10 protein-coding genes are annotated in these 12,824 nt (G+C 69.7%); 4 read left to right on the top strand and 6 right to left on the bottom strand.

What is annotated here, in order from left to right:
* Nucleotides 1-120 precede the first annotated feature (120 nt).
* Complete coding sequence (locus ABT001_RS14595) at nt 121-2,466, bottom strand: SpoIIE family protein phosphatase (RefSeq protein ID WP_351276640.1); 2,346 nt, start codon at nt 2,464-2,466, stop codon at nt 121-123.
* Nucleotides 2,467-2,766: 300 nt separating this feature from the next.
* Here ABT001_RS14595 and ABT001_RS14590 point away from each other — a divergent pair, with 300 nt between their 5' ends.
* Complete coding sequence (locus ABT001_RS14590) at nt 2,767-4,659, top strand: serine/threonine-protein kinase (RefSeq protein WP_351276638.1); 1,893 nt, start codon at nt 2,767-2,769, stop codon at nt 4,657-4,659.
* A gap of 24 nt (nt 4,660-4,683) precedes the next feature.
* Here ABT001_RS14590 and ABT001_RS14585 read toward each other — a convergent pair whose 3' ends face one another.
* Nucleotides 4,684-5,232 carry a DinB family protein gene (locus tag ABT001_RS14585; RefSeq protein WP_351276636.1) on the bottom strand — a complete coding sequence of 183 codons (549 nt, stop codon included), beginning with the start codon at nt 5,230-5,232 and terminating at the stop codon, nt 4,684-4,686.
* A 47-nt stretch (nt 5,233-5,279) separates the two neighbouring features.
* On the bottom strand, nt 5,280-5,615 hold the full coding sequence (locus ABT001_RS14580) for a hypothetical protein (protein WP_351276634.1): 336 nt from the start codon (nt 5,613-5,615) through the stop codon (nt 5,280-5,282).
* A 171-nt stretch (nt 5,616-5,786) separates the two neighbouring features.
* On the opposite strand from ABT001_RS14580, the gene ABT001_RS14575 reads away from it, so the two are divergent.
* The 3 genes from ABT001_RS14575 (at nt 5,787) to ABT001_RS14565 (ending at nt 8,501) form a co-directional block, all read left to right on the top strand.
* Nucleotides 5,787-6,239 (top strand): very short patch repair endonuclease, encoded by a 453-nt coding sequence (locus tag ABT001_RS14575; RefSeq protein ID WP_351276632.1) that lies wholly within the window; start codon nt 5,787-5,789, stop codon nt 6,237-6,239.
* The gene (locus tag ABT001_RS14570; protein ID WP_351276630.1) at nt 6,236-7,192 is read left to right on the top strand and encodes a DNA cytosine methyltransferase; all 957 of its coding nucleotides are present in this window, start codon (nt 6,236-6,238) and stop codon (nt 7,190-7,192) included. Before ABT001_RS14575 ends, ABT001_RS14570 begins: the two co-directional genes overlap by 4 nt.
* Before the next feature lie 64 nt (nt 7,193-7,256).
* Nucleotides 7,257-8,501 carry a DNA cytosine methyltransferase gene (locus ABT001_RS14565; RefSeq protein ID WP_351276628.1) on the top strand — a complete coding sequence of 415 codons (1,245 nt, stop codon included), beginning with the start codon at nt 7,257-7,259 and terminating at the stop codon, nt 8,499-8,501.
* Nucleotides 8,502-8,550: 49 nt separating this feature from the next.
* Here the strand turns inward: ABT001_RS14565 and ABT001_RS14560 are convergent, their stop codons facing one another.
* Genes ABT001_RS14560 through ABT001_RS14550 form a run of 3 tightly spaced genes read right to left on the bottom strand, consistent with a single transcriptional unit; the run spans nt 8,551 to nt 12,511 of the window.
* The gene (locus ABT001_RS14560) at nt 8,551-9,453 is read right to left on the bottom strand and encodes a DUF6339 family protein (protein ID WP_502967471.1); all 903 of its coding nucleotides are present in this window, start codon (nt 9,451-9,453) and stop codon (nt 8,551-8,553) included.
* A complete protein-coding gene (locus ABT001_RS14555; protein ID WP_351276624.1) occupies nt 9,450-10,427 on the bottom strand; it encodes a hypothetical protein in 978 nt (325 codons plus the stop codon). The genes ABT001_RS14560 and ABT001_RS14555 overlap by 4 nt, the downstream gene beginning before the upstream one ends.
* Nucleotides 10,424-12,511: a helix-turn-helix domain-containing protein gene (locus ABT001_RS14550; RefSeq protein ID WP_351276622.1), complete on the bottom strand. Its 2,088-nt coding sequence runs from the start codon at nt 12,509-12,511 to the stop codon at nt 10,424-10,426. The genes ABT001_RS14555 and ABT001_RS14550 overlap by 4 nt, the downstream gene beginning before the upstream one ends.
* Between the last annotated feature and the right edge of the window lie 313 nt (nt 12,512-12,824).

Raw genomic sequence — 12,824 nt, 5'->3', positions numbered from 1 at the left:
CCCACCGGCCGCCTTCACGCCCACCCGTCACTTCCGCGCGCACCAGTCACTCCGCGCGCATCGATCACGTTCACGCCAACGCCCTGGTCGCCCACACCCTCGCCGAGGCCGGGTAGTTCCTCACACAGCGTCCCCGGGGATCGTCTGCTCCGACCAGACGGTCTTGCCCTCGGGGGCGTACCGGGTGCCCCACAGCGAGGCGAGCTGGGAAATGATGAAGAGTCCCCGCCCGCCCTCGTCCACCGCCCCGGCGTACTTCATGTACGGGGCGGTGGTGCTGCCGTCCCGGATCTCGCAGGTCAGGCCCCGGTCGAGGATGAGACGCAGTTCCACCGGGGGGCGGCCGTAGCGGACGGCGTTGGTCACCAGCTCGCTGACGATCAGCTCGGTCGCGTCGGCCGTGTCGCCGTCGAGGTGCCAGTCGGCCATGGCCTTGGAGGTGAGGCGGCGCGCGGTCGCCGGGGCCGTCCTGTCGTAGGGCAGCTCCCAGGCGCCGTACCGGCCCTCGGGCATGGCGTGGGTCCGGGCCAGCAGCAGCGCGGCGCCGGGGAGGTCGTCGCTGTCGGGCAGGGCGTGGGCGACCGCGTCGCAGAGCTCCCGCATCGACCGGTCCGTGGGCGTGAGCGCCTGGCGCAGCGCTCCCGAGGAGGGCTGGGCGTGGCCCCGCAGCTCGCTGCTGTGCAGCACGAACAGGCTGCCCTCCCTGAGCGGGAAGGAGACCTCGGCGACGGGGGTCCGGTCGGCGGTCCCGAGGGGCGGCCCCACGGGCAGACCCACCACGAAGGCGTCACCGCCCGGTTCGACGACGAGGGGGGCGGGATGGCCGGCGGACGCCACCGTGCACGTCTCGGTGAACGGGTCGTACACGGCGTACGCGCAGGTCGCGGCCAGCGGTTCCCGGTGCAGCGCGTCGCTCTTCGGCAGTTGGGCGCGTTCCTCCGCCAGCCGTGCCGCCGTGTCGTAGAGGCGGGCGAGCAGTTCGTCGGGCTCCAGGTCCAGCGCGGCCAGCGCGTGCACGACGGTGCGCAACTGCCCCATGGCGGTGGCCGCGTGGATGCCGCCCGCGGCCACTTCCCCGATGACGAGGGCCGTACGGGCCCCGGACAGGGCGATCGTGTCGAACCAGGTGCCCGCGCCCCCGCCGGGCAGCAGCAGGTGGTCCGTCTCGACGGCGGGCTGCGGCGAGGGGCTCTGCGGCAGCAGCCGGCGCTGGAGGGCGCTGGCGATGGTGTATTCGTGCACGTACCGGCGGGCGTTGTCGATGCCGAGGGCGGCACGGGACGCCATCGCCGCCACCACGGGGACGTCCTCCTCGGTGAACGGCTCCGAGTCACCGCACCGGTAGAGGCTCACCAGCCCGAGGACCGCCCCGCGCAGCGTCAACGGCGCCAGCAGCAGCGTGTGCGCGGCGTCCCTCCGGATGGATCGGGCGCGCACGGCGTCGGCGTCGGCCCACGGGATGTCCTCCAGCGGGTGGACGCGGGCCCGCAGGTCGGACAGCACCCGCTGGTAGGGGGTCCCGATGGCCACCGACCGTACGTCCCCGACCGGGTGCGCGGCCTGGTTGCCGCCGCCGTACGCGGCACGCCGCAGCGGTACGTCGGGGGCGAGCGGCCCGGGCTCGGGGGTCTCGCCGCGCAGGACCGCGTCGACGACCTCGACGACGCCGACGTCCGCGTAACCGGGGACCAGCGCCCCCACCAGGTCACGGCAGGTGGCGTCGACGTCCAGCGTCCGGCCGACACTGTCACGGACGGCGGCGAGCGCCATGTCCCGGCCCAGGCGCCGGACCTGCTCGCTGACGTCGACCACGGAGACGGCGGCCCCCAGGACGGCGCCCTCGTCGCTCTGCCGCACCCCGTGCCCCTCCTGGAGCCGGAACGCCGTCAGGGCGAGGGTGCGCCGTGCGCCTGTCCGATCGTCGGAGCGTGCGCGGAACGGCCGCTCGACCCCGGGCACGCCGGTGCGCAGGACCTCCCGTACGAAGTCCTCCACCCGCTCCGGTTCCTCGAAGGCGCACACGTCACGGAAGGGCCGTCCGCGCAGCCGCTCGGTCTCGTCGGTGCCGCTGCCGGGGGTGGAGCCGGTGCCGGGGGCGGGGTCGACGGCGGGGTCGCTGATCTTCAGGAGGCGGAGCTCCGGGTCCAGCACGTGGACGCGTACGCGGGCCTGGGTGAACAGCACGTCCAGCAACGCCCTCCCGACGACATCGCCGCCCACCCCCGGCCCACCGCTCCCACCGGCCTCCCGGAAGGCCCATCCGGCCCCCGCGACGGGCTCCAGCCGCAGCCCCGCGCCCGCCTCGCCGCCGTTGCCGTGCGCGGCCTCTCTTTCGCCCGCCAGTACGTCCATCACGCGCAGCCCCAGCGCATCGGCGGTCGAGGTCCCGAAGCGCCGCTCGGCCGCCCTGCTCCACCCGGTGATCACCCCGGTCCCGTCCACGACCATCAAGGGCGCGTCAGCCATGAACCCAGCTCCTTCGCCCCCTCACGGGACCCGGAACCCGAGCCTCCGCGCACGCGGACACGTACGCAACCAGCATCGGCCCCCGGCCCGGCACCCGCTACCGGAGGAGAGCGGCCCGCGCGACGGCGTGCCCGGATGCCGGGGCCCCGCGTTCCGTCACCGTTGCCCGGGCGGAGCCCCCACGCCCCGGAGGACCTCGACGCGCTGCGCCGGTGAGCCCGAGTCCGCCCCGCGCGGCTGTGGTCGGCGCGATACTGCTCCGGGGCCGGCAGGTGACCGGCGGGAGGATCCGGGGGACGGATGCAGCCGCACGACGTGATCGAACAGCGGTACGAGCTCACCGAGTTATTGGGGCGGGGTGGGTTCGGGCAGGTCTGGCGGGCCTTCGACAACCGGGTCAGGCGCCAGGTGGCGGTCAAGATCGGCTACCCGCGAACGGCGGACGAGGCACGCCGCCTCGCCCTGGAGGCCGAGCTCGCGGGCAACCTCACCCACCCGAACATCGCGGCCCTGTACGACTACGGCGAGACCTCGCACGCGGGCCGGGAGCTCGTCTACCTGGTGATGGAACTGGTCACGGGCGACACCCTCGCCACGGTCATCGGCCGGGGCGTCCCGCCCGTCCCGTCCTCCCTCGCCTGGGCACAGGACATCTGCGAGGCGCTGGGGGCCGCCCATGACAACGGCGTGGTGCACCGGGACATCAAACCGGCCAACGTGATCGTCACCGGCCCCGGGCGGGGGACGGCGAAGGTACTCGACTTCGGTATCGCCAGACACCGGGCACACCCCGGCATCACCGTCGAAGGACACGTGATCGGCTCGGCACCGTACATGGCACCGGAGCGCTGGAACAGCGGCGCACCGGTCGACGGGCGGGCCGATCTGTACGCCCTGGGCTGCGTCCTGACGGAGTTGCTGACAGGACGACTCCCCTTCACCGGAAGCGAAGTGCACGAACTGCTCGCCCAGCACATCGCGGGCACACCACCCCGCCCCAGCTCGTTACGCCCGGGCCTGCCCGAGGCCGCGGACCGGCTGGTGCTGGACCTGCTGGCCAAGGAACCCGCGCACCGGCCCGCACACGCCCGCCAGGTGGCCGCCCGGCTGGCGGACATGATCCGACGGGCCCAGGACCCGACCGTGGACCACACGGCGCCCGGCCACCCCACACCGCCGCACGCGCCCGCCGACCCCGCGTACACCCCGACCGCCCAACAGACGGCGCCCGGCCCGACGGCCGACCCGGCGGTCGACCCGACAGCCGATCCCGTCGACCGGTCGGACGACCCGGTACGCCTGGCGCTGAGCCGACGGCTGGACGAGGCCCTGGCCCACTGGTCCACCGGCGACGAGACCGAATTCGTACGGCGGCTGGATCCGCTGATCCGCGATCTCGTCAGGGAGCTGGGGCCGGACGACCCCCTGACCGTCGAGACGGGCTACCAGCGGGCCATGTACTCCTGGCAGACGGCACAGAACCGGGCCGGGCTGGAGGACATGCTGCCCCGGCTGATCCGGAACCTCGGTCCCGGCCATCGCCGCACCATCGACGTCCAGGCCGTCCTGACCGGCGACCTCGCCGCGCGGGGGAACGTGGACGGCAGGCCGTTCCTCCCCGAACTCAGGGAGATCATCGACCGGTCCGCGCAGTTGCTGGGCGCCCACGACCCCATCACCCTCACCGCCCGCCTCGACCTGGCCGACGCCCTGGACCGCGAGTACGTCGAAGGCCGGCCCGTGCGGGGCACGGGCGTCCGCACCGACGACCAGGCCGCCCGCCGCCGCGCCCTCCTCGAACCGCTTCTGCCCGACCTCGTCCAGGGACTGGGCGCCGACCACTCCCGCGTCATCGCCACGACGCTGCGCCTGGCCCTCGACACCTACCAGCTGGGCGACCACCGAGCCGCTCTCCCCCTGTACGAGCGGCTGCTGCCGACCTCCCCCGCCGCCCTGGCCAGGAGCGACGTACGCCTGCGGATCCAGCACGCACACTGCGTCGCCGAGGCCGACGACCCCGAACGCGCCCTGGCCCTGCTGGACACCCTGCTCCACACACTCAGGAACAGACCGGGCAACGACTACGCACGCCAGGCACCCCCGGCACTCACCCTGCGTGCCGCGCTCAAGAAGCGGATCCGGCAGGATCGACGGGCGGCGAACCACAACACCCGCACCTGGTTCCGCCGGTGAGCACCCCGGCCACCGTGCCGCTCCTCAGCTCCACCGCGCCGCGGCCTGCGGCTTCGAGGCCGCCCGGATCATCCGCACCTGCCCGATCTCGGCGACGTTCTTCATCAGCTCGGCGTTCAGCCAGGCGATCATGTGCCCGACGGTGTCGTCCGGCGGGGTCTGCCACGGTAGTGCGGAGGGGGCTTCCAGATCGGCGTCGGTGAGTCCGTCGAGGACCGCCAGCCACTGCGTACGCAGATCCCGAAGCCAGGCCACGGCCGCCGCACCGTCGCCGGGCCAGGTGACGTCCGTACGCTCCCGGGGCGTACGTCCCCGCGCGATATCGATGGCGGTGCTCCACCACCACCCGATGTGCCAGGTCACCCAGCCGATCGTGGGAACGGGCACGGGGTCGGGCTCGGTGTCGGCCCAGTCCGGCACCCAGTTCCCGGCGGCGTCCGGCCGCACCGTCCACGTCAGGTCGGCGGGCTCCCACAGGAAGTCCTCGGGCGCGAGGCGCTCCAGGTGGTACGTGAACAGTGACCAGGTCATGTCGAACTGCCAACGCAGCAACTCACGGCGGGGATTGCTCATCGCGCGATCCTCGCACGCGGCCTCCGGGCACCTCCTTCGAATTACGCTCAGCCGTCATCCCGCTCCGCTCGCAGCCACCTGAGCTGGGCCTCGCTGAGCGGAGGCTCGAACCCTGCCGGGAACATGAGCATCCGCGGCTGCGGCCACATGCTTTCGGGCCCGTGCTCGCCACAGTGCAGCGCCAGGAGATGCGGGCCTGTCCCGCAGGCCTCGTGCTGGTACGTACGGCCGTGCGCCTGGCAGAAGTACGAGAACCTCCAGCAGTCGTCCTCATCGGCCGGCGCATGGAGACCGGGGTCACGGATGATCAGCGTCACCGGTTCCTGGCGGTCGAACCGGGGGATGGGCCGGGGGTCGCACCAGAGCAGTCGTTGGGGAAGCACGCGGCCATTCTGGGCCGTCGGCAGGTCGCGGCGGGGGCGGGCCGGATACGGGCGCCGCGAGTGGAGTGGGGCCCGGTGAAGTCCGGCGCACACCGGCGCCATCGATTCGAGCAGGAGCAATTTCGCCGTCATTGATCACGAAGAAGACCGGGCATAGGAAACTGGAGAGTGATGAGCACCGCAAAACCGTCCTCCCCCGGCGTCTCGGCCCGGATGAGCCGCCAGGCACGCCGTGACACCGCGCCCGAGGTGGCGGTCAGGAAGCTGCTGCACGCGTCCGGCTACCGCTACCGCCTTAACGAGCGCGTGCCGGACATGTCCCGGCGCACGATCGACATCGCCTTCACACGGGCCAAAGTGGCCGTGTTCCTGGACGGATGCTTCTGGCACGGCTGCCCCGAGCACGCCACGCAGCCGAAGGCGAACTCCGAGTGGTGGCGACAGAAGCTCGACCGCAACATGGCGCGGGATATGGAAACGACCGAGCATCTGACGGCGGCAGGGTGGACGGTGCTGCGGTTCTGGGAGCACGAGGCACCTGTCCAGGTGGCCGAGCAGGTGGCCGAGGCGGTCGATCGGGAACGATCGAACCGAGGAGCGCAAGGATTGGGTGGGGACCTGTGAGCGAGCTGCGGTTCGTGGATGTGTGCGCGGGCGCGGGCGGTCTGGCTCTGGGCCTGGAGCAGGCGGGCTTCGATCCGGTGCTCCTGTTGGACAACAAGCCGGTGGCCTGCCAGACGTTGCGCCTGAACCGTCCGGCATGGGACGTGCTGGAAATGGACCTCCTGGACTTCGTACCCGACGAATACCCGAAGACCTACGACGTCGACCTGCTCTCGGCAGGGCCGCCTCGGGTGAAGTCCAGCGCGACCGCCGCCCGGGCGGAGACCGAGGAGGAGCAGCGCCTCCTGGAGGCAGCGGTTCTCCTCGCCCATTCCATCCAACCGCGCGCTCTCCTCATCGAGAACGTGCCAGGGCTCGTGGCAGCTCCGGACTTCGAGCCCCTACGCACATTCATCCGCACGGAGCTGGAACACCTCGGATATCGGCTGCACTGGTTCGTCCTGAACGCGGCCGACTTCGGCGTACCGCAGGATCGCAAGCAGGGCGTGCTGGTAGCCCTGAAGGAGCGGTACTCCGACCGCTTCCGGCCGCCGTTGCCGACGGTCGAGAAGCACGTGTCGGTGGGCGAGGCCCTCCGCCGTTCCATGGCGGAACGCGGCTGGTCCGGCGCTGATGCCTGGGCGACTCAGGCCGCCGCCGTGGCGCCGACGCTCGTCGGCGGCTCGGACAACCGCGGCGGAGCTGATCTCGGACCGACAGGGACGAAGAGGGCCTGGGCGCGCATGGGGGTCAACGGGGGCGCACTCGCTGATGAGGTCCCGGGACCCGATCTCGACGGCACCGCCGGGATGATCAAACTCACCGACTCACAGGCTGCTCTCCTACAGAGCTTTCCGAGTGAGTGGCAGTTCGCGGGCAGGAAGACCGCGCGCTACCGGCAGATCGGTCATGCCTCTCCACCGCCGGTCGGCAGGGCCCTGGGCAATGCCCTCGCGGAAGCTCTCGGCGCCTGACAGCACACACATCAGCCCTGACTCCGCTGCGAGTTGATCTTGATTGGCCGGCTACACTTCGCCCATGACCCATGCACTTCATTCACCACGCCTATCTGCGGGTTTCCGCATCGTGGATCTTTTCGCCGGACCCGGCGGCCTCGATATCGCGGCCACGGTGATGGGACTGAAGAGCATCGGAGTCGAGTGGGACGACGCGACCCGTGCGACGCGCGAGGCAGCCGGACTGCTGACCACCAAGGAAAAGGATGTCGCCCTCCTGAGCCCGTGCGACGGACAGGTGGAAGGCGCGAATGTCCTCACGGGCGGGCCCCCGTGTCAGTCGTTCTCTGTGGCCGGTAACCGAAAGGGCCATAAGGCCCTGGAGGACGTCAAGCGCCTGGCCACTCGCTTGGTCGGTCACAAAGAACTCTCCTCCTTTCAAACGGCTTGGAAGACCGTCAAGGCCGAAACCGACAAGATGTCGGACGAACGCACCGGCCTCGTTCTTCAGCCACTGCGCTGGATCATGGAGGCCGAGCTGACAGAAGAAAAGGAGCGCTACGACGTAGTCGTACTGGAGCAGGTACCCACCGTCCTGCCCGTATGGAAGCATTACGCCGAGCTCCTCAAAGAGGTCGGCTACGCCGCCGATGCCCACGTGCTGCACGCCGAGGAATTCGGCGTCCCACAGACACGCCGGCGTGCCGTCCTGATCGCCCAATGGGACCCGAAGAACGTAGGACGGCGGGTGGAATTTCCCAGCGCCACTCACCAGCGCTACAGCAAGGGAGCCACTCGCCTCCGTAAGCAGCCCGCCTCGGAGCACGACCAGGAGGAGCTGCTGTTCCCCACGCCTCGAAAGGCGAAGCTGCCGGTCGAGCCCTGGGTTGCGATGCGGGACGTACTCACTGAGCGTCCACGCGACTTCGAAGTGGTCTCCAACTACGGATCAGGTGGCGACCCCAAGAACCGAGGCCGTCGCACTTCTGACCAGCCTGCAGCGACGATCACGGGAAAGGTCCGGCGCAACCGCGTCTTCCTTCTGAAGGAGACCAAGTTCGGGACCAAGGAGATCGGCGAGGAGTTGGAGCGGCTCACGTTCGAGGAAGCCGGCCTCCTCCAGTCGTTCCCGAAGCGCTACCCCTGGCGGTCCACCGATGTGGCCCAACAGATCGGCAACGCCATCCCGCCCCTTCTGTCCCTGCACATTCTCAGCAGTGCGCTCCGGCTCGGCCCGCCGAGCGAGGAATTGATCAACAAGCTGGCGGCATGGGAACCGAAGCACTCGGATGATGCGGCCGATGAGGTTCTCACCGCGGACGCGTGAACCGGACGGGGCTGCCGTGACAGGCCCCGTCCGGACGTGCTCGAACTTCTCAGTCCTGTGGAGCGGCGGAGCGAGCCCTGTCCCGCAGCGGCGCCTCTGCGGCGAAGCGCTCGAACATCCGAGTAAGGACCTCGCAGGAGGATCGCCGGGCGGTGCCGTCCGCCGGCCCTTCGGGGAGTCGGTCCCACGGGACGGCCGAAGCTGATTCCACCTCTTCGATCCAGTCGGAGAGTGCGAGGTGATCGGGTACGTCGTCGGGAGCTATCACCTCGTACATGAGCGTGCTACCGGCTACGTTGACCGCCGTGCACAGCGCGTTGACCCGATCCCCGAGTCGCGTGGCTCCCTCTCGCGACAAGTCCTCGAGGACCCGCACCAGAGCCAGGGCTGTGGGTTTGTGATCGATGGTGGAGAGCCGAAGAGCGGTGTTGATCATGTCCTGGTTCCCGCAGGCGATCTCTGCGGTGGCGTAATCGGACCCGTCCCTGAACATCTCGGCGGTCCACCACAGCCGGGAGAAGGCCTGACTGTAGTGGGGGCCGACGAACCTGACGCCGCTGACCTTCTTCGGATCGTCGGCGGTCCCTCCGAGCGGCAGGTGTCTCCACAGGACGTAGTCCGGCGCCACGGCCAGGGCCAGGAAATTCCACAGTCCCGGGTCCGCCGCTTCGCCGCGGGTCATCCGCAAGGTCGCGTGCAGTCGCGGCGCCAGCCAGGCATCGGCATCGGTTCTCGCCTCGTCGAACCGATTCATGGCCTCGTCGACGAGCTCTCGCACCGGTTCGACGCTCCATCGGACGGAGTCGCTGTCAATCGGTGTGCTCGCCCGAAGAATCGCCACCTGCGGCAAGCCGTCCTTGCCGGCGCGTACACCGTGGGTGAGGAAGGCCGTGGCTGCATTGCCCGCCAGCAGAGCGAGCCGTTCGGGAGGCTCAACATGGTGTCGACTCATCGACGGAGACCTTCCTGGGCACGATTCACGGCGCGGATGTTCGCCGTCAGATTCTTGGGCACCTGCCCTCGTCTTCCCGCTGCGTAGTGGACCCGTGACTGGATCTCCGCCCAACCCCGTCCGTCGGCTCGGCGGCTGTGCGCCTCCGCCAACGCTTCGGCGAGGGGGACGCCCGGAAACACCTCAGGAAGCATGGAGCGCAGCACCGACTCCCTCCATCCGCTCGGAAGGTGCGGGGTGCCGTCCTCGTCGAATTCGAGGTCGCTCAACGCCGAGTGGAACATGGTCGCCCATGCCTCGCCCGCGATCTGCGCGGCCACCATCCCGGCGGTCGCCTTCTCCAAGGGACCACGAGCACCGGACAGCAGCTCGGGAAGTCCTTCGAAGGACGTATTGATCAGGATCGCCGGCAGGTCCCCGCCGGTGTCGATCAACCAAGGCGCGTCCACGAAGCGGCGCAGCCATTCCTGGGGGCCCTCCCGGAAATCCATCTCCAGGATCTCCAGATCGCGTTGCCTGGTCGGCGTACGGGCAAGCAGGTCCACGACCCAGGGCCTATCCGTCCTGCCGATGACTCGCCCGTCGATTCCACCGTGGCTGCCGACGACGTTCACGTCGAGGAGCGCGCGTGCCGCGTGGGTGGAGCGGCGCACCCGGACCTCACCACGCCAGTGGGTGTCACCCCGACGCCGCTCCAACCGAGTCACGACACGGGTGTTGGTGGCCCCTTCGGTCAGTACGGCGACACAGCTGACCCCGGACCACGGCCCCTCGTCCAGCTCGTCCGTGGGAAGGGAGACCTCCAGGTCGAGGACACCCTCGGTCCAGTCGTCCCGCTCGACCTGATGAAGGGCGACGACCTGGTCGCGTTGGGAGATCAACGAGAGCTGCAGGGGCTTCCCGTCCATGGTCGCCCCTCGAACGGTGACTTCGATCTTCCCGATCAGGGTCGGGTACGCGTACACAGTGCTCACGCCGAAGTCTCCCGTGCCTGCTGGATGTCCACGATCACACCGGCCATGGCGGCGGCCACGGGGTGGCTGCGGACTGCCGTGACGCCCTCGAAGCGAGCCGAACGCACATCCGGATCGATGAGCACTCGTCCGTCGACGACCTGGCAGTTCTCCTTCGCGGACAGGTCCGCCCATTCCAACGAGGGGCGGCCCCCTGATCGCACGTCGAACTTGACCACCGGCAGCATCTGCCAGCGGCTGTCACGCTGCGGGACGGTGAGCGTCACGTCCAGGGTCCAGGCCCCTTCCCCGTCCACCTTCCCGACGACCCGGTCCACGAGTGGGTGCCCTGTGCTACGACGACCGCTCGCTGCCGCAGGCGCGTCGATACGCAGTAGCTTTCGGAGGATTTCCGGGCCGGTCGAGTCGGCGCCGACGGTCCGCCGACCTATCACGCTGCGCAGCGCGCCATCCATAGCGGTGTTGAACTCGGTCAAGCGCCGTGGCGCGTTGGCGTAGGCGGCGGTGAGTTCCTCGGTCGTCCCCCACCTGTCGTGCTCCGGTGGCTCCGCGGCCCGGAGGAACGCCTCGGCCGCGTGCGTCGCCGGGCCGTCCTCACCTGTGGCGAAACCGGCGAGCAGGACGGCTTGGAACGGATCCACTCCTGCGCCCAGGCCCCGTGGCGTACGGGCCGTGACAGACATACGGGTGCCGCGCATGCAGATGATGCGGCTGTGCTTCTCGTCATTGTCCGCAGCGGGAGTTACCAGGAGTACGGCACGATGGTCATGCCCTCCGGCTCTGCGCCCGTCGGCCCGCAGCGGCGGGACGGTGAAGTGCACGTCCCTGGCCGCCACCTGGTCTGGGCCTGTGAGTTCCTCGACCGTTTCGCCGTCGAGGTACGCCTGGACGGCGTGTACCAGCGCCGGGTGCCGGTCGAGGGGGTCGACCCGCTCTTCATGAACCACGACTTCACCGTTGCGAAGCGCGCGGACCGAGGCTTCCAGCATGGCCGACGTCGAACGCCCCGAGGTCATGGCAGCCCAGAAGTTGTCGGACAGCGCCCGACCGAGGGCCGCGTGCAGGTCCTCCAGGCTGTGGTTGCTCCCGGCGGCGTCGTGAGCACCGACGACGAGGAAGGACGTTCCCGGATCGTCGCTGTCCCGATCGAGCCGTAGATCGGCGACCGCCCGTTCATCGGCCCACCAGGACCGGGCCACACCTTCGTGCTCCTTCTCCGTGTCCGACTCGCCGAGCCAGGCGGGTCCTGCGTAGGCGATTCCGTCGACCTCCCGCCAGGGAAGGTCCAGACGACCGACCACCCGACGGACGGTCCGCCCCTCATGCGTCTCCGACAGGGTGCTGTTGATCAGCACCAGGCCCAACCGGCTGGCCGCCCACAAGGTGGCCTTGCCCAAGCCGTAAGAGCCGCCGGCTCGGTCGTTGCTTTTGTGACTGTCGAGTTGCCGGCGGACCACGGCGGCGTATCGACCGTCTCCGTACTCGGGTCCGGTCAGACCGGAGGCGTTGTAGTCGTCGACCCGGAGAAGCAGGAGGGAGGAGTCCTCGCGCAGGGCTCGCAGCCCTTCGGCGAGGGCCCTGCCCACCTTGTGCCGGGACTGCGCCGCCGCTGCGTAATGGGGCTCGAGCTCATCCCACTTCAATGCGGACAGGAAGGAGTGCAGGTGTTCGCCGGTGAGCTCGTGCAGGGTGAACCGCACGCGCACCGGACGCGACGTATCCAGTCGTTCGTCCAGGGAGTTCTGCGTGACTTCCCTGGCCAGCACAGCGAGGTTCGCGTCGAAGGCGAAGACAGCCGCGTTGCCGTACTCCCGGCCACCGTCCTGGTGCGCGACCCTGTGGTACCAGCTGATCGGCCGGTTCGATCCGGCGTCGGCGTCCCTGGTGATCAGGGTGGCGAGATCCGTCTCCAGGATCTCGGCGATCTTGACCAACACCTCGGGCCTCGGCCGGGCCCTGCCCGTCACCCACGCCGAAACAGCCGCACGCGTCAGGCCCAGCTGCTGGCCGAGCCCCTGCTGCGACAGCCCCTTGCGACGGAGCTGCCGCCCGAGCCAGACACCGAAGTCCTCGCTGTCCTCCATTGCCCCACTCCTTCTTCATACCGAGCGGGGACACACGGTAGCACCGCCTTTGACGCCAGTGCTTCGTCAAATGTTGTTTGACGCACACGATCCGCCCAGGCGCCAGCGGAGGTTGTTTTTATTCTTTCCCTTCTGATCGGCTGGCCGATCAGCGGGTGCTACTGTTCATCTCGGCAACTCCCAACCCGGTCCGGGCCGTTGAGGGATGCGCCTCCTGACGGTGCAGAGCTCTGCCCTCATGTTCGATCACGAAGCGGTCTTTACGTACTCCAATTCGGTCAAGAGCACCCATTGGCGTACCTACTGGGAGGGG

The sequence above is a fragment of the Streptomyces sp. NPDC002793 genome (genome assembly GCF_040295485.1).
GTDB lineage: Bacteria > Actinomycetota > Actinomycetes > Streptomycetales > Streptomycetaceae > Streptomyces.
This window is presented reverse-complemented; position numbering and strand designations above follow the sequence as displayed.